At 72.8% G+C, this 16,364-nt stretch carries 15 protein-coding genes; 13 read left to right on the forward strand and 2 right to left on the reverse strand.

Translation table 11 applies throughout. From position 1 onward, the window contains the following. The first annotated feature begins 4 nt into the window (after positions 1-4). The 3 genes from ASF17_RS05580 to ASF17_RS05590 all read left to right on the forward strand — a co-directional run bounded on the left by ASF17_RS05580 (position 5) and on the right by ASF17_RS05590 (position 3,108). Positions 5-790 carry a lysophospholipid acyltransferase family protein gene (locus ASF17_RS05580; protein ID WP_055796330.1) on the forward strand — a complete coding sequence of 262 codons (786 nt, stop codon included), beginning with the start codon at positions 5-7 and terminating at the stop codon, positions 788-790. Positions 791-863: 73 nt separating this feature from the next. After that, on the forward strand, positions 864-1,877 hold the full coding sequence (locus tag ASF17_RS05585; RefSeq protein ID WP_055798285.1) for an NAD(P)H-dependent glycerol-3-phosphate dehydrogenase: 1,014 nt from the start codon (positions 864-866) through the stop codon (positions 1,875-1,877). A gap of 76 nt (positions 1,878-1,953) precedes the next feature. Next, positions 1,954-3,108: a D-alanine--D-alanine ligase family protein gene (locus tag ASF17_RS05590; protein WP_082475094.1), complete on the forward strand. Its 1,155-nt coding sequence runs from the start codon at positions 1,954-1,956 to the stop codon at positions 3,106-3,108. Between the two features lie 40 nt (positions 3,109-3,148). On the opposite strand, the gene ASF17_RS05595 is transcribed toward ASF17_RS05590, so the two are convergent. After that, the gene (locus tag ASF17_RS05595) at positions 3,149-3,676 is read right to left on the reverse strand and encodes a DUF3515 family protein (protein ID WP_055796333.1); all 528 of its coding nucleotides are present in this window, start codon (positions 3,674-3,676) and stop codon (positions 3,149-3,151) included. 24 nt (positions 3,677-3,700) lie between these two features. Between ASF17_RS05595 and thiL the strand changes: the two genes are divergently transcribed. Next, complete coding sequence (thiL, locus tag ASF17_RS05600) at positions 3,701-4,720, forward strand: thiamine-phosphate kinase (RefSeq protein ID WP_055796336.1); 1,020 nt, start codon at positions 3,701-3,703, stop codon at positions 4,718-4,720. A gap of 33 nt (positions 4,721-4,753) precedes the next feature. Here the strand turns inward: thiL and rsmD are convergent, their stop codons facing one another. Then, positions 4,754-5,329 carry a 16S rRNA (guanine(966)-N(2))-methyltransferase RsmD gene (gene rsmD / locus ASF17_RS05605; protein WP_055796340.1) on the reverse strand — a complete coding sequence of 192 codons (576 nt, stop codon included), beginning with the start codon at positions 5,327-5,329 and terminating at the stop codon, positions 4,754-4,756. Positions 5,330-5,464: 135 nt separating this feature from the next. Between rsmD and ASF17_RS05610 the strand changes: the two genes are divergently transcribed. The 9 genes from ASF17_RS05610 (at position 5,465) to rnc (ending at position 16,361) form a co-directional block, all read left to right on the forward strand. Continuing rightward, the gene (locus ASF17_RS05610; RefSeq protein ID WP_055796343.1) at positions 5,465-7,171 is read left to right on the forward strand and encodes an acyl-CoA dehydrogenase family protein; all 1,707 of its coding nucleotides are present in this window, start codon (positions 5,465-5,467) and stop codon (positions 7,169-7,171) included. A 51-nt stretch (positions 7,172-7,222) separates the two neighbouring features. Next, on the forward strand, positions 7,223-9,427 hold the full coding sequence (locus ASF17_RS05615; RefSeq protein ID WP_055796347.1) for an ATP-dependent DNA helicase RecG: 2,205 nt from the start codon (positions 7,223-7,225) through the stop codon (positions 9,425-9,427). 64 nt (positions 9,428-9,491) lie between these two features. After that, a complete protein-coding gene (gene coaD / locus ASF17_RS05620) occupies positions 9,492-9,974 on the forward strand; it encodes a pantetheine-phosphate adenylyltransferase (RefSeq protein ID WP_055796352.1) in 483 nt (160 codons plus the stop codon). Positions 9,975-10,082: 108 nt separating this feature from the next. Then, positions 10,083-11,099, forward strand: a complete 1,017-nt coding sequence (locus tag ASF17_RS05625) for an AAA family ATPase (RefSeq protein ID WP_055796356.1) — start codon at positions 10,083-10,085, stop codon at positions 11,097-11,099. A gap of 2 nt (positions 11,100-11,101) precedes the next feature. Continuing rightward, complete coding sequence (locus ASF17_RS05630; RefSeq protein WP_055796359.1) at positions 11,102-12,469, forward strand: DUF58 domain-containing protein; 1,368 nt, start codon at positions 11,102-11,104, stop codon at positions 12,467-12,469. Further along, complete coding sequence (locus ASF17_RS05635) at positions 12,462-14,717, forward strand: transglutaminase family protein (RefSeq protein WP_082475095.1); 2,256 nt, start codon at positions 12,462-12,464, stop codon at positions 14,715-14,717. The genes ASF17_RS05630 and ASF17_RS05635 overlap by 8 nt, the downstream gene beginning before the upstream one ends. Before the next feature lie 47 nt (positions 14,718-14,764). Next, positions 14,765-15,289 carry a YceD family protein gene (locus ASF17_RS05640; protein WP_235476401.1) on the forward strand — a complete coding sequence of 175 codons (525 nt, stop codon included), beginning with the start codon at positions 14,765-14,767 and terminating at the stop codon, positions 15,287-15,289. 99 nt (positions 15,290-15,388) lie between these two features. Further along, on the forward strand, positions 15,389-15,592 hold the full coding sequence (rpmF, locus tag ASF17_RS05645; protein ID WP_055798295.1) for a 50S ribosomal protein L32: 204 nt from the start codon (positions 15,389-15,391) through the stop codon (positions 15,590-15,592). A 40-nt stretch (positions 15,593-15,632) separates the two neighbouring features. Continuing rightward, entirely contained in the window at positions 15,633-16,361 is a 729-nt protein-coding gene (gene rnc / locus ASF17_RS05650; protein ID WP_055796365.1) for a ribonuclease III, read from the forward strand. The last annotated feature ends 3 nt before the right edge of the window (positions 16,362-16,364 follow it).

The raw sequence follows: 16,364 nt of genomic DNA on the forward strand, positions 1-16,364 counted from the left end.
CCGCGTGGCACCCCACGGCGACCCCGACGCCCCCGTCGTCCCGGTCGGCCCGGGTGAGCGCCGCCGAGAGAAGGGCGCGGTCCTCCGGGTCCTCGCGACTCCGGCGGCGCCGCTGTTCGACCTGATGGCCAAGATCGACGTCGTCGACGGGCACAAGCTGCCCGCGTCGGGCTCGTTCGTGCTGACGCCGAACCACATCACCAACATCGACCCCGTCGTGGTCGGCCGCGTGATGTGGCGCTTCGGTCGTCTGCCCCGGTTCATGGCGAAGGCCTCTCTCTTCCGGGTGCCGATCTTCGGCCGGCTGATGCACGCCATGGGTCACATCCCCGTCGAGCGCGCGGGGCGCACCCATGACAGCGATCCGTTGGGCGCCGCCGGCCGGCTGACGGCCGTCGGCGGCGGCGTCATCGTCTACCCCGAGGGCACCCTGACCCGCGATCCCGACCTCTGGCCCATGAAGGGCAAGAGCGGTGCGGTGCGACTGGCGCTGGCGGCCGGCGTGCCGATCATCCCCGTCGCCCACTGGGGCAGCCAGGAGCTCATGGGGCGGTACTCGTCGAAGCTCAGGCCGTTCCCCCGGAAGCGCATCACCGTGATCGTCGGCGATCCCGTCGACCTCTCGCCGTACCGCGACAGGCCCCTCGATCAGGCGTCCATGACCGAGGCCACGGCGCTCGTCATGGAGTCGATCACCGCCCTCCTCGAGCGGATCCGCCACGAGGAGGCGCCCGCCCAACGATGGAACCCGTCCAAGAACGAGCAGAGGGAGACAGGCAGCTTTGAGTAGCTCGGAATCGCGCGAAGGCGCCATCGAGGCCCTCGGGGAGGGCGCCGTGACGACCGAGGCGATCTCGATCGTCATGCGCGAGTCCGTCCCGCGCCGGGTCGCCGTGCTCGGGTCGGGCAGCTGGGGCACCACCTTCGCCAAGGTCCTGGCGGAGGGCGGCGCCGACGTCACGCTCTGGGCGCGGCGGCCCGAGGTTGCTCGCGAGATCACCGAGAGCAAGCGCAACACGGACTACCTGCCGGGCATCAACCTCCCCCGCACGCTCGTGGCGTCGTCCGACGTCGCGACCGCCCTCGACGGCGCCGAGCAGGTCTACCTCTCGGTCCCGAGTCAGACGCTGCGCGACAACCTCACGGCCATCCGCTCGCTCGTCCCGCACGGCGTCCCCGTCGTCAGCCTCATGAAGGGCGTCGAGAAGGCGACCGGTCTCCGGATGAGCCAGGTGATCGAGAGCGAGCTCGACGTCGACAGGTCCCTCATCGCCGTCGCGTCCGGCCCGAACCTCGCCCTCGAGATCGCCAAGAGGCAGCCGACGGCGGCCGTGGTGTCGTCGCACAGCCTCGAGACCGCGACCCTCGTGGCGGCCACGGCCACCAACCCGTACTTCCGCTCGTTCGTCAACACCGACGTCATCGGCACGGAGTTCGGGGGAGTGCTCAAGAACCTCATCGCGGTCGCCATCGGCATCGTCGACGGGGTCGGCTACGGAGAGAACACCAAGGCCTCGATCATCACCCGCGGGTTGGCCGAGATGACGGCCTTCGCCGTCTCGTTCGGGGCCAAGGCCGAGACGCTCGCCGGGCTCGCCGGGCTCGGCGACCTCATCGCCACCTGCGAGTCCCCGCTGTCGCGCAACAACACGGCGGGACGCCTCCTGGGGCAGGGGTACGCGTTCGGCGACGTCGTCCGTCAGATGAACCAGACCGCCGAGGGCCTCGCGTCGGTCGCGCCCATCCTCGAGCTCGCCCGCAGCCGCGGCGTCGACATGCCCATCGTGCAGCAGGTGGCCGAGGTGCTCGCCGGTACGCTTGACCCGCGGAACATCGCTCCGCACCTCACCGAGACCAGCGAGCCCCAGGGCGAGTGACCTCCGGTCGACGGCGCGCCCCCGGTGCGGCGCGACGCCGGGGCCCGCGCCCGCCGACCACCCGAGAGGGACCCCGATGAGCATCGATCCGACGAGCCCCGCAGAGACCGGGGCCACGACGGCCGTCTCAGCCCCCGCCGGGCACAAGCAGACCGTCGTCGTCCTCTTCGGCGGGCGGTCGAGCGAGCACGCCATCAGCTGCGCGACCGCCGGCGGCGTGCTGTCCGCGATCGACCGTGATCGGTACGACGTCGTCCCCGTCGGCATCACCCGGGACGGCGCCTTCACCCTGCAGCCCGACGACGCCGGGGCCTTCTCGCTCTCCGCCGACTCCCTCCCGGGCGTCGTCGACAACGGCACGCGGGTGCACTGGCCGGAGTCGACCTCGAGTCGCGAGCTCTCGGTCGTCGAACCCGACGGCAGCGTGCGCCTGCTCGGCGCGGTCGATGTCGTGTTCCCGATCCTCCACGGCCGGTTCGGCGAGGACGGCACCGTCCAGGGCCTCCTCGAGCTCGTGGGCCTGCCGTACGTCGGGGCCGGTCTGCTCGCCTCCTCGGTGGGCATGGACAAGCACTTCACCAAGACGGTGCTCCAGGCGGCCGGCATCGCCGTGGCCCCGTGGCGCACCGTCCGCCGGCGGGCCTGGCAGGACGACCCCGCCCAGGTGACGGCCGACGTCGCCGATCTCGGCTTCCCGGTGTTCGTCAAGCCCGCGCGTGCGGGGTCGAGCGTCGGGGTGTCCCGGGTCGACTCCGAGGCCGGTCTCGCCGCCGCGATGGAGGTCGGTCTGGCAGAAGACGGCAAGGTGCTCGTCGAGGCCGCGGTCGTCGGCCGCGAGATCGAGTGCGCCGTGCTCGGCGGCCGCGACGGGGGTGCTCCGCGCACGTCCGTGGGCGGCGAGATCGTCCTCGGCGGCGAGACCTTCTACGACTTCGAGTCCAAGTACCTCGGTGCGCCGGGCGCCGACCTCGTCTGCCCGGCCGAGCTCGCGGCAGACGACCTGGCCGAGATGCAGCGCCTCGCCGCTCTCGCCTTCGAGGCCGTCGACGGCACGGGCCTGTCGCGGGTCGACTTCTTCCTGACCGACGACGGCTGGGTGATCAACGAGATCAACACGATGCCCGGCTTCACGCCCATCTCGATGTTCCCGGCCTGCTGGCTCGCCAGCGGCCTCAGCTACCGCGAGCTCATCACCGAGCTGATCGAACTGGGCCTCGAGACCGAGCGCTGAGAGCGCAGCCGAGACCGGAGCCGAGGAGGCGCGGGCCGACTCAGGGGGCCGGCGTCGCCTCGGTGCCGGGGAGGTCCTCGACGCCGACGCAGCCGCGGCCGTCGTTCGGCAGGTACCCCACCGCGTCCGCCAGGTCGAACAGCGCGCTGCTGCCCGCCTCGGCCGTGACGACGACCTGGACGGCGGGGGTCCGCCCGTAGGTCGTGAAGACGTAGGTGTCCGGGTCGTCGGAATCCTGGTCGGCGAGCCAGTCGACGCCGCTGACCGGGTAGCACGGCAGATCCGAGACGGCGGGAGCCTCGACGCCGCATCGCAGCAGCACCTGACTCGGCGTGCCCCACGCACCGGTGGCCTGGGCGTCGGTCTCACGGCGCTCGTAGGGCGCGCTCTCGGGGCCGACCTTCTCGGGGAGGTGCACCGTCACCTGGGCGCAGGCCGGGTCGTTCGCGTCGGCCGCGGCGGTCAGGGGCACGGCGGCCGTGCAGCCGGCGAGCGCGGGTACGACCACGGCGCCGGCGGCGAGCAGGCTGAGGAGGCGGCGACGGGGTCGCCTGGTCGGGCTGGGCACGCTGTTCAGGCTACCGTCGTCTCCATGGAGCACCCCGCCACGTCGGTCGACGTCGAACCACCCGTGACGGTGCAGGGGGCCGGTGAGCTCGAGACGCTCGCGCGCATCCTGCCCCGACTGCCCCGAGGCTCGCGCACGGACCTCGGACCGGGCGACGACGCCGCCGTCGTGTCGGCGCCCGACGGCCGCTTCGTCGTGACGACGGATCTGATGGTGCACGGCCCCGACTTCCGTCTGGCCTGGTCGTCGCCGTACGACCTCGGCTGGAAGGCCGCCGCCTCGAACCTCGCCGACGTCGCCGCGATGGGAGCGGTGCCGACGGCGCTCGTCGTCGCGCTCGCGGTGCCGGGGGAGACCCCGGTGGCCGACCTCGAGGCCCTGGCCGACGGGCTGCGCGACGCGTGCGCCGTGATGGCGCCGGGCTGCGGCGTGGTCGGCGGCGATCTGTCGGTCTCGGCGACGCTGACGATCGCCGTGACGGCCTTCGGCGATCTCGAAGGGCGTCGTCCCGTCACCCGCGACGGGGCGTCCGCGGGTGACGTCGTGGCCGTCTCGGGTCCGCTCGGACGGGCGGCTCGGGGGCTGGCGCTCCTGTTCCGCCTCGGCGTCGATCACGACGGCGCGCCCGACGCGGTGGCCGCAGCGGGTCTGCGCGGACGCGATCCCGATGTCGGCTGGCAGCTGGCGCCCACCCCGCCCGTGGCCGACGGACCCCTGGCCGCGCGGGCCGGTGCGACCGCGATGCTCGATCTGTCCGACGGTCTGGCCCTCGACGCGGGTCGGGTGGCCCGGGCGAGCGGCGTCGTGATCGACCTCGACTCCGGGTCGCTCGGCGCCGACCCGACGGCCGCCCTCTCCGGCGGCGAGGATCACTCGCTGTTCGCGACGTTCCCGCCGGACTCCCTCCTGCCGGGAGGATTCCGCGCGATCGGAACGGTCCGCGCAGCCGATCCGGGCTCGCCGCCGGTCACGGTCGACGGTGTCGATCCCGGTGCGACCGGGGGCTGGGACCCGTACCGCCGGTGGTCCGGAGACCGCGGCTGACGCCGTCCGTCGCCCCGGACGGCCTCTCGCGGGTCAGTCGCGGACGGCGAACCAGACGGTCGTGTCGCCGTACTGCTTCTTGACGTCGAGGCTCAGTCCGTCGGGCCAGCGGGGCGCGCCGTCGCGGCTCGCCCGCTCGACGACCACGAGGGCCTCGGGTGCGAGGAGCGGGACGAGAGCCGACAGATCGTCGGCCAGCTCGTCCGTCGTGAGCTCGTACGGCGGGTCGAAGAAGACCAGGTCGACGAGGGCGCCCGAGCCGGTGAGGAACGACCGCACCGACTGCACCACGAGGTCGACGCGCGGCGGCGCGCCTCGGGGCGGCTTCGGCGCCCGTGCGAGCACCGCGTCGGCGTTCCGGCGCAGCACCTTGGCGGCGGCGGGTGACTTCTCGACGAGCGTGACCGACGCGGCCCCGCGCGAGGCCGCCTCGAGCCCCAGCCCGCCCGTCCCGGCGTAGAGGTCGAGCACGGCTCGCCCTCGGATCTCGTCGCGGGCGTCGAGCGACGAGAAGAGGGCCTCCCGCACGCGGTCACTCGTAGGCCTCGTGCCGACCTTCGGGACGACGAGCGTGAGGTTGTCGGCGAAGCCGGAGATGATGCGGGACATGGGGACAACCTTGCCAGGTCGTCGGGGCCGGCTTCGCGCAACCCGACAAGTCGGTCGCGCGGTGCCACGCCCGTCTTCGTGGATGTCGCACAAGCGACTTGGCGCGTCCCGTCGAGTCGAGCAGCATCCCTGAGCATGACCAGCGTCGATCGGACCATCCGTCCCTCCTTCACCAAGTCGATGTTCGCGGGGCGCATCGCCTCGGAGCTCGTCCTGCCCTATCCGCAGATGTCCGCCGACGAGAAGAAGAAGGTCGAGACGATCTCGGCCTCGGCGCGCGAGGTCCTGTCCGGCTACGACCCCTTGAAGGCGGAACGCGACGGGTGGATCGGCGACGATCTCGTCCGCGAGCTCGGCGAGCGCGGGCTCATGGGCCTGTTCGTCTCGGAGGAGTACGGCGGGCTGGGTCTCGGACAGAGCGCGTACTGCCGGGTCTACGAGGAGTTCGGTCGAGTCGACGGCACGCTCGCCACGGTCATGGGCGTCCACCAGTCCATCGGCACGAAGCCCCTCCACCTCTTCGGCACCGACGATCAGAAGGCCCGCTGGCTGCCCGACCTGGCCAGCGGTCGGAAGCTCGCCGCCTTCGTCCTGACGGAGCCCAACGTGGGCAGCGACGCCTACGCGCTCGAGACCCGGGCGGAGCGGCAGAGCGACGGCAGCTGGCTGCTGAACGGCGAGAAGCGCTGGATCGGCAACGGCGACGGCGACGTGCTGACGGTCTTCGCGCAGAGCGACCTGGGGCACGTCGCGCTGATCGTCGAGAAGGGGATGGACGGGCTCAGCACGGGGCCGCGGTTCGAGACGCACGGCCTCAAGGCCAATCGCCTGCAGCGCGTCCGGTTCACCGACGTCCGCGTGCCGGCCGAGAACCTGCTCGGCGAGCCCGGCGACGGCTTCCGCATCGCGGTCAACACGCTCAACAACGGGCGCATGTCGATGGGGACGGCCATCGCGGGCGGCATGAAGAGGTTCCTCGAGCTGAGCCTCGAGCACACGGAGGCGCGTCGTCAGTTCGGCAGACCGCTCGCGGACTTCGAGATGGTCGGCGACAAGCTCGCCTGGATGACGCGCCAGATCTACGGCGTCGAGTCGATGTCGTATCTCACCACGGGTCTCGTCGACCGCGGCGACACCGACTTCGCCCTCGAGTCGGCCATGACGAAGGTCGCCGCCAGCGACACCGGGTGGTACGCGCTGAACCGCGCGGTCCAGCTGCACGGCGGCGAGGCGTACATGGAGGGCCACCCGCTGGCGAAGGCGCTCCGGGACTTCCGCATCTTCCCGATCTTCGAGGGCGCCAACGACGTCCTGCGGGCCTTCGTGGCGCTGAACGGCCTCAAGTCGCTCAGCGACGAGCTGCCCGACGTGGCGTCGTTGAGCATCGGAGCCCCGGGCCGCGCCCTCGGCGTGCTCGCGCCTTACGTGGCCGGGCGGGTGCAGCGGAGGATCCGCCCCGACCGGCCGGTCGGCGTGCATCCCTCGCTGGCCAAGCCGGCCGCCGAGCTCGGCGAGCAGGTCTCGCGGCTGCGCGAGCGTGCGGAGGGCGCCCTCCGTCGCCACGGCAAGAGGGTCCAGGAGAAGCAGCTCGTGCAGAAGCGCCTCGCGGACGCGGCGAGCGGCATCTACGCCCAGACGGCGGTCCTGTCGCGCGCGTCGACGGCCCTGCAGGAGGGGCGGGTCGACTCGGACGCCGAGCGTCGCCTGGCCGTCGACTACTGCCGGGAGTCGGCGCGCGCGGTGTCACGGCATCTGCGCGGTCTCGAGGTCGACGACGATCGACGGGGTGCGGCGCTCGCCGCGGAGACCCGCGCCTCCGGGGGGTACCGCTACACCCTGTGACGGCCGCCCGGGTCGGGAGCGTCTGTCGGGGGAGGGCGGTAGCGTGAGTCCGTGCCCGACTCACCCCTCGACGCGTCCCTCGCCGGTGCCCTGGGCGGGCGCACGGCGACCGCTCTGCAGAAGGCGTTCGGGCTGCGAACGGTCGGCGATCTGCTGACGCACTTCCCGCGCCGGTACGCGCGGCGGGGCGAGCTCACGGCCCTCGACCAGCTCCCCCTCGGCGAGGCGGTCACCATCGTGGCCCAGGTGCTCGACGTCCGAGAGCGCACGATGCGGGCCCGACGCGGGTCGATCCTCGAGGTCCGCATCGGCGACGGGCAGGGCATCCTCACCCTGACGTTCTTCAACCAGGCGTGGCGGGCCCGCGACCTCGTACCCGGGGCCCGGGGCATCTTCGCGGGCAAGGTGGGCGACTACCGCGGGCTGCGGCAGCTGGCTCATCCCGACTACGAGCTCTTCGACGCCTCGCACGAGGCCGTCGCCGGGGTGGGCGACGCCGAGGCGCAGAAGTGGGCGCGTCAACCGATCCCGATCTATCCGGCCAGTGCGTCCGTCGCCTCGTGGCAGGTCCAGAAGTCGGTCGAGGTGCTGCTCGACGGCCTGCCTCCTATCGATGACGTCGTGCCCGCGTCCGTACGCGCCGAGCTCGAGCTGATGCCCGTCGCCGAGGCGTACGAGCGCATCCACCGCCCCGAGACCGACCGCGACCATCTGAGGGCCCGAGACGCCCTCCGTTTCGACGAGGCGTTCGTGCTGCAGAGCGCACTGCTCCAGCAGCGTGCGCTCGTCCGGCGCTCGGCGGCGACGCCGCGGCGGGCCGCCCCCGACGGCATGCTGGCCGCCTTCGACGCGGCGCTGCCGTTCGACCGGACGGGCGATCAGCGGCTCGTCGGCGACGAGATCACCCGCGACCTCGAGGCCGACGTGCCGATGAACCGGCTCGTCCAGGGCGAGGTCGGCTCGGGCAAGACCCTCGTCGCCCTGCGGGCCATGCTCGCCGTCGCCGAGAGCGGGGGGCAGTCGGCGCTCCTGGCCCCGACCGAGGTCCTGGCGTCGCAGCATCTCCGGTCGATCACCGCCACCCTCGGCCCCGATCTCGCCGCGCGACTCCGGCCGACGCTGCTGACCGGGCAGATGACCACGGCCCAGCGCAAGAAGGCGCTGCTGTCGATCGTGAGCGGTCAGGCGCACATCGTCGTCGGCACGCACGCCCTGATCAGCGAGACCGTCGGGTTCTTCGATCTCGGTCTCGTCGTCGTCGACGAGCAGCACCGCTTCGGCGTCGAGCAGCGCGAGGCCCTGCGCAAGAAGGGTGCGACCCCGCCGCACGTCCTCGTGCTCACGGCGACGCCGATCCCGCGCACGGTGGCCATGACCGTCTTCGGCGACCTCGACATCTCGACCATCGCCGAGCTGCCGAAGGGCCGACGTCCCATCGAGTCGTTCGTCGTGCCGCTCGCCGACCACCCGGGCTGGGTCGACCGCGTCTGGCAGCGGTCGGCGGAGGAGATCCGGGCGGGCCGTCAGGTCTTCGTCGTCTGCCCCGCCATCGACGCGGCGACGAGCGAGCCGGGCGACGAGGCGGAGCCCGTCTCCGGCTCGGACGCCGAGACCGACGGAGCCGAGCGACCCGCGGCCCCGCCCCGGGCGAGCGTCGAGGCGGTCCTCGCCCTGACGGCGTCCCTGCCCGTCCTCGAGGGTCTCGTCATCGAACCCCTGCACGGCCGCATGTCGTCCGACGAGAAGGACGACGTGATGCGGCGCTTCGCGGCGGGCGCGATCGACATGCTCATCGCCACCACGGTCATCGAGGTCGGGGTCGACGTCCCGAACGCCTCGACCATGGTCGTCCTCGACGCCGACCGGTTCGGCGTCTCGCAGCTCCACCAGCTGAGGGGGCGGGTGGGTCGTGGCGGGCACGCCGGGCTCTGCCTGCTCGTGACCTCGGCCCCGAGCGACACCGTCGCCCGCGAACGCGTCGACGCGGTGGCCTCGACGCTCGACGGCTTCGAGCTCGCCCAGGTCGACCTCGACCTCCGGCGGGAGGGCGACGTCCTCGGCGACCTCCAGTCGGGCGGCCGCTCGTCGCTCCGTCTGCTCCGGGTCGCGCGCGACGGCGACCTCATCGGTCTGGCGCGCGAGCACGCGTCCGAGGTGCTCGACGCCGACCCGCGCCTCCTCGACCACCCCGCCCTCGCCGCGGCCATCGCCAGGCGGCTCGACGACCGCGGTCGCGAGGCCATGGGCAAGAACTGAGCCCTCGGGCGTCGTCCGGCGGATGCTCGGCCAACCTCCCGGGCCGGGCCGCTACTGTGTGGCCATGAGCAGGATCGCCGTCGTCCCGGGGTCGTTCGACCCGGTCACCCTCGGTCACGTCGACGTGATCGCCCGGGCGGCCAACATCTTCGACGAGGTCCACGTCCTCGTCGTCCACAACCCCGACAAGTCGGCGCTCCTGCCCTTGGCGCAGCGGGTCTCGCTCCTGACTGCCGCACTCCGCGACGCCGGGCTGCCCGAGAGCGTCAGCGTGCACAGCTGGAGCATGGGGCTGCTCGTCGACTACTGCACCGACGTCGGCGCCAGCGTCCTCGTCAAGGGGATCCGATCGCAGGTGGACGTCGCCTACGAGACGCCGATGGCGATCATGAACCGGAGCCTGGCCGGCGTCGAGACGGTCTTCCTGCTGCCCGACCCCGCCCATGCCCACGTCTCCAGCTCGCTCGTCCGTCAGGTCGCGGGGCTCGGCGGCGACGTGTCGCCGTACGTGCCGCGGGTCGTCGCGGAGTACCTCCAGACCACCTGAGGCCGACGCGGCAGCCCGAGCACCGCCTCCTCGGGGGCGACCGCTCCGAACACCGCTCGACGCCCCGCCCCGCAGCACCCGCGCACCCCTTCGTCAGAGAGCACGCCGATGACCACGACCAGCCGACCCGCCGACCTGGCGGATGCCGCCCACGACGACGTCGGGCTCATGCCGCTCGCCGAGGTGCAGCAGCGCGCCCGGGGGATCCTCGAGGCCATCGGCACGGTCATCGACGGCAAGGACGGCGCCATCGGCACGGCCCTGACCGTCCTGCTCGCGGAGGGGCACCTCCTCATCGAGGACGTCCCCGGCGTCGGCAAGACCCAGCTCGCGCGCGCTCTGGCCAAGGCCGTCGACGCGACGGTGACGCGCATCCAGTTCACCCCCGACCTGCTGCCGAGCGACATCACGGGCGTGTCCGTCTTCGACCGGCCCTCGGGCGGGTTCGAGTTCAAGCCCGGCCCGGTGTTCGCGAACGTCGTCATCGGAGACGAGATCAACCGGGCATCGCCGAAGACGCAGTCGGCCCTGCTCGAGAGCCTGGAGGAGCGCCAGGTCACCGTCGACGGCATCACCCACCCCCTGCCCGATCCGTTCCTCGTCGTCGCGACGCAGAACCCGGTGGAGATGGAGGGCACGTACTCGCTCCCGGAGGCGCAGCGCGACCGGTTCATGGCCCGGATCTCGCTCGGCTACCCCGATGCCGAGAGCGAACTGCGCATGGTCCAGCAGCGCGAACGCGTCAGCCCCCTCGACGTCCTGAAGCCCCTCGTCACGCTCGTCGACCTGCGGCGGATGATCGCGTCCGTCCGCGCCGTGTACACCGCCGAGGCGGTCGAGCGGTACGCCGTGGCGCTCGTGCAGGCCACCCGGGTCCACCCCGACGTGCGACTCGGCGCGAGCCCTCGGGCGACGCTGCAGCTCATGCGGGCGGCGAAGTCGTGGGCGGCTCTCAGCGGTCGCGAGTTCGTCGTGCCCGACGACATCGACGCGATGAGCGGTCCCGTGCTCGGACACCGCATCATCCTCGCCGGCCGGGCGGGCGCCGGCGCGGTGTCGGCCGCCTACGACGTCGTGGCCGACGTCGTCGCGTCGACGCCCGTCCCGCTCGGCGACGCGCGCTGATCGTGGTCGACGGCCCGCAGGCACCACCCGCTCCGCGGGCGAGTGAGCCGCGGCGTGCGGAGGCCGCGCGACGTCTCTCGCCGACCCGCGGCGGAGTCCCGCGACCCACCCTGCGCGGGGGAGCGGTCGTCGGGGCCGGTCTCGCCCTGATCGTCGTGGGGACGATCCTGCCGGCACCGGCGCTGGTCTTCGCCGGCACCACGCTGGTCGTCCTCGTCGTGGCCGTGCTCGTCTCGCTCCTCCTCCGTCGGCCCCGGCTCGTCGTGACCCGCCGCTTCTCGCCCGACCGCGGCATGGCGGGCTGGTCGGTCGACGAGACCGTCACCCTGACGGCCACGGGCGGCGCCGCCGGGACGATGGGGATCCGCGACGACGTCGGCTGGCGCCGGACCCGGCCCTCCGAGGCCGTGGGCATCGCGCTCGTGCCGGGCCGCGCCTCCTCGGCGGTGTTCCGTCACGACGGTCTGCCGCGGGGTCGGCACCGGGTGGGCCCGCTGCACGTCGACCTCATCGAGTCGTTCGGGGTGGCCCGCCGCCGGGTCGTGGCACCGGGCGTGGCCGAGCTGATCGTCGTCCCCGAGGTCCACGAGCTCGGGGGAGGCGCCGAGTCGCGCGCCCTCGGCGACGGTGCGCGGCGGCAGCGCGAGCAGAGCCTCGCCGGCGGGGACGACGACCCCGTGACCCGGCAGTACCGACGAGGCGACCCCATGCGACGGGTGCACTGGAAGGCCTCGGCCCGGCACGACGAGCTCATGGTCCGGCAGGAGGAGCAGCACGGTCTGCCGAGCGCGCGGCTCGTCCTGGCCGTCGCGGCCGACGGCTGGTCCGACTCGCACCCGGGGCCCGACGGACGGAGCGCCAGCGAGGCCTTCGAGTGGGCGGTCTCGGTCGTCGCGAGTCTCGGCGTCGAATCCGGTCGGAGCGGTTCGGTGACGCAGGTGACGACCCCCGCCGGCGACCTGCTGGCCCGGCACGACCCCGACTCCCCGTCCGCCTACCTCGAGGCGCTCGCCGACCTCGCGCTGGACGATCTCCGGCGGATCGATCTACGGGCCGGGGGAGCCGGCGTCGTCGCGGCGCCTCCCGCGCCCCGCGAACCCGTCGTGGCCGTCGTCTCGGGCCTCCGCACCGCCGAGATCGAGGCGCTCGGCCGCTCGCGGGCCGTCGGCTCGTCGGCCGTCGCCCTCGTCGTGTCGCCGCCGCTCGGGTTCCGAGAGACGTCGCCCGTCGGCGGGGAGCGCGCGGACGACGGTCTGGGTCCCGACGACGTCGCCGACGCGCTCCGCGAGGCGGGCTGGCGGGTCGTGACCGCGACGTCGGGCGATCCCGTGTCCGACGTCGTCGTCGGGGCGGGGCTGCTCCATGACTGACGCGTCGCCGCGGCGCCCGGTCGTGAGGGTCCCCGCCGGGACGTGGCAGCCGACCCTCGTCGCCTGGCTCGTCTTCGTCGCGGCCCTCGCCAGCCTCCAGCCTCTCTTCGTCGGCGCCGGGTGGTGGCTCGCCGCGACGTCGGTGTCCGCCGCCGTCCTGGGGGTCTCCCTCGCGGCGCGTCGTCTCCGGGCGCCCTCGTGGGTCGCCTGGATCGTCGGCGCGGTGGCCGGGTCCGCGCTGACCTGCGCATTCGTGTCGGGCGGCACGGCCGTGCTCGGGGTGATCCCCACCTCGGCCACGCTGCAGCGCGTGCGCGACCTCGCCGATCAGGCCGAGGCGGCGATCGTGGCCGAATCGGCGCCGCTCGACGTCTCCGACGGCGTCCTCGCGACCGTCCTGGTGTCGGTGCTGGCCGCCTCCATCATCATCGACCTCGTGTCGTCCGTCGGTCAGCTGCCGGCGTTCTCGGGGATCGTCGCCGTCGTGGTGCTCGCCGTCCCCGCCTTCGTGCCCGGCGTCACCACGAGCTGGCCCGCCGTCGCCGTGACCGTCCTGCTCTTCCTCGTGCTGCTGGCTCTGGCGACCGGGCGTCGTCCGACCGTCGGCGGTCTCGTCGGCGGCGTCGCGGCCGTGGCGGTGGCCGGTGTGCTGACTGCGACCGTGCCTCTCGGCGGGGTGACCCCGCTCAGCGGCTCGGGAGGGTCCGGTCTCGGGCTGGCGACGGGCGTCAACCCGATCGTCGACCTCGGCGACGACCTGCGCCGAGGCGCCCCCGTCACGGTGCTGACCTACCGGTCGTCGGACGCCGACGGGGACTACCTCAAGCTCGTCGACCTGGTCGACTTCTCCGGTCGGTCGTGGAGCCCCGCCGAGGGCGACCCCGATCCCGAGGCGAGTCTCGAGAGTCTCCCCGCCGCGCCCGGCATCGCCGACGGCACCGACCGGCGCGAGGTGACCACCGAGATCGATGTGGGTTCGCTGCGCAGCCCGTACCTGCCCCTGCCCGTGCCGGCGACGAGCGTCGAGGGCGTCGACGACGAGTGGGGGGTCGTCGTCGAGTCCGGCGTGACGGTCCGCAGCACCTCGACCGGGACCCAGGGCCTCGAGTACACCGTCGAGAGCTCGCCCGTCGATCCGAGTCGCGAGCAGGTCGTCGCGTCGCTCGCCGACGAGGGCGCCGCGATGGCCGAGTACCTGTCGACCGACGGGGTCCCGCAGAGCGTCGTCGACCTCGCGGCCGAGGTCACCGCCGACACGCCCAACGCGTTCGACGCGGCCGTGGCGCTGCAGAGCTTCTTCCGCGACGGCGACTTCGTCTACTCCGAGGACACCCCCGTCGACGAGGGCTACGACGGCAGCGGGCTCGACGCCGTGCAGACGTTCCTCCAGGTGCGCAGCGGCTACTGCGTGCACTTCGCGTCGTCGATGGCGGTCATGGCCCGCACGATCGGCATCCCGTCGCGCGTCGCCGTGGGGTTCCTGCCCGGCGAGTCGACCGGCTTCGGCGCCGACGCCGAGCGCCGGGTCAGCAGCGACGATCTGCACACCTGGCCCGAGCTGTACTTCGAGGGCCTCGGCTGGGTCCCGTTCGAACCGACCGTCGGGCTCGGCAGGCCGCAGTCCTACCTCCAGCCGACGGGGGTCGAGCCCACCGCGGCGCCCTCGGCGGACGACGCCGCGACCCCGACGCCGTCCGCCGACGACGCGCCCGCCGAGTCCGCGACGCCCACTCCGACGACCGATGCGACCGATCCGTCGGCATCCGGGTCCGCCTCCGGCCAGGCGGGTCGCGGGCTCGAGGCGACGGGTCTCATCGTGGTCGCCCTCCTCGCGCTCGTCCTCGTCGTCCCCTCGGGGCTCCGGGCCGGGCGCCGTCGTCGCCGTCGGTCCGTCGCGCCGCCCGACGTCGGTCTGGCCGCCTGGCGCGAGGTCGTCGACACCGGAGCCGATCTCGGCGTCGCACCGCCTCGCGGGGCCACGCCGACGGCGACGGCCCGTGCCCTCGCCGAGCGGCTCGCCCGAGGGCAGGGGGCCGAGGAGGCGCGGCTCGCCCTCGACCGGCTCGTCTCCGCCCTGCAGACCGAGCGCTTCGGCGGGGTGGCCGCGGGGGAGTCCGCGTGGTCAGACGCCGCGATCGTCGTCGCGGGTCTCCGATCGTCGTCGACGTCGCGCGAGCGCCTCGTGGCACGGCTGGCGCCGAGGTCGCTGATCGCGCCTTCCCCAGCGGGAAACGGCCTGACGGCGTAAACTCGTCTCTCGTGCCTCATTTCATCCAGACCCCCTACACGCTCCCCGTGTACGACCTCATGCATCGTCCGGGGGAGATGCGCGAGCGGAACCTCGACGTCGTCGTCCCGGAGCGACTCGGCGAGGGCCAGATCGCCGTCGCCGCGGGTGACACGCTGCGTCTCGACGTGCGGCTCGAGGGTCTGCACGACGGCATCCTCGTGTCGACGCACGTGTCCGGTACCGCCACGGGCGAGTGCAGTCGGTGCCTGAAACCCCTCTCCGAGCCTGTCGAAGTCGATTTCGCCGAGCTTTTCGCGTACGCTATCGACGAAGCTTTTGACTATCAGGTTCACGACGACCACGTGGATCTTGAACCTGTGGTCAGAGACGCAGTGGTTCTGTCACTGCCCTTCCAGCCGGTGTGTCGGCCGGATTGTCCTGGACTCGACCCGGTGACGGGTGAACGGATCGAGGACATCGACGACTACCAGCCTCGCGAGAGCATCGACCCCCGTTGGTCCGCTCTCACGGGGTTCCAGGCTGAATCGGCACCTGCCGAGGGCTCGCCCGACTCCGACTCACGTCGGTAGGGGTGGCCGGCGGCCCGACCGGGTCGCACCACACCACCGCGTCACCCACCAGTCAGACCAGGCCCCCTGCGGGGGAGCCGCAAGAGAGAAGAGATGCTCATGGCCGTTCCCAAGAGGAAGCAGTCACGCTCGAACACGCACGCCCGCCGCTCGCAGTGGAAGGCCGCGCCCGTTCAGCTCGTCAAGACCATCGAGAACGGCAAGGTCACCTACAGCCTCCCGCACCGTGCGAAGGTCGTCGAGGACAGCGCCGGCACCGCCCTGTACATGGAGTACAAGGGCCGCAAGGTCGCCGACGTCTGAGCACTCCCCTCGTGATCACGTCCTCCTCGGCGGTGTCGAGATGACGACCACTCCCGATCAGCCCGTGTCGAGCCTCCGTGCCGACCGGGCTGATCTGCTGTCGCGCCTCGACATCGACATCCGCCCCGAGCTGCTCGACCTCGCGCTGACGCACCGTTCGTTCGCGTACGAGCACGGCGGCATCGCGAACAACGAGCGTCTCGAGTTCCTGGGCGACTCCATCCTCGGGCAGGCCGTGACGGTCATGCTGTTCACCGCGAACCCCGATCTCGACGAGGGCGACCTCGCGAAGCGACGCGCCAGTCTCGTCAGCACGGTGGCACTCGCCGAGGCGGCCCGAGCGATCGGTCTCGGTGCCCACCTCCGGCTCGGCCGGGGCGAGGAGCTCACGGGCGGTCGCGACAAGCCGTCGATCCTCGCCGATACCGTCGAGGCGATCATCGGCGCCACCTACCTCGACGCCGGCGGTGACACGGCGACGGCCCTCGTCCTCCGGCTGATCGCGCCCCTCCTCGACGATCCGGACCGCTTCGGTGCGGCGATGGATCCGAAGACCAGCCTGCAAGAGCTGGCGGCGGCCCTCGGCCGGGGGATGCCGAGCTATCACGTCACCGACAGCGGCCCCGACCACGACAAGCGCTTCCATGCCACGGTCCGCCTCGGCGGAGACGACGTGGCGACCGGCGTCGGCAGCAGCAAGAAGCAGGCCGAGATGGCCGCAGCGCTCGAGTCGTGGACTCTGCTGAGCAGCCCCTCCGACGGTCTCTGACCG

This window comes from Frigoribacterium sp. Leaf263 (genome assembly GCF_001422285.1).
Taxonomy (GTDB): Bacteria; Actinomycetota; Actinomycetes; order Actinomycetales; family Microbacteriaceae; genus Frigoribacterium.

Coding starts and splice junctions, on each gene's coding strand:
- rpmF (WP_055798295.1), top strand. CDS start 15,389: ATGGCCGTTCCCAAGAGGAAGCAGTCACGCTCGAACACGCACGCCCGC.
- ASF17_RS05635 (WP_082475095.1), top strand. CDS start 12,462: ATGACTGACGCGTCGCCGCGGCGCCCGGTCGTGAGGGTCCCCGCCGGG.
- ASF17_RS05610 (WP_055796343.1), top strand. CDS start 5,465: ATGACCAGCGTCGATCGGACCATCCGTCCCTCCTTCACCAAGTCGATG.
- coaD (WP_055796352.1), top strand. CDS start 9,492: ATGAGCAGGATCGCCGTCGTCCCGGGGTCGTTCGACCCGGTCACCCTC.
- ASF17_RS05625 (WP_055796356.1), top strand. CDS start 10,083: ATGACCACGACCAGCCGACCCGCCGACCTGGCGGATGCCGCCCACGAC.
- thiL (WP_055796336.1), top strand. CDS start 3,701: ATGGAGCACCCCGCCACGTCGGTCGACGTCGAACCACCCGTGACGGTG.
- ASF17_RS05590 (WP_082475094.1), top strand. CDS start 1,954: ATGAGCATCGATCCGACGAGCCCCGCAGAGACCGGGGCCACGACGGCC.
- ASF17_RS05585 (WP_055798285.1), top strand. CDS start 864: ATGCGCGAGTCCGTCCCGCGCCGGGTCGCCGTGCTCGGGTCGGGCAGC.
- rnc (WP_055796365.1), top strand. CDS start 15,633: ATGACGACCACTCCCGATCAGCCCGTGTCGAGCCTCCGTGCCGACCGG.
- rsmD (WP_055796340.1), bottom strand. CDS start 5,329: ATGTCCCGCATCATCTCCGGCTTCGCCGACAACCTCACGCTCGTCGTC.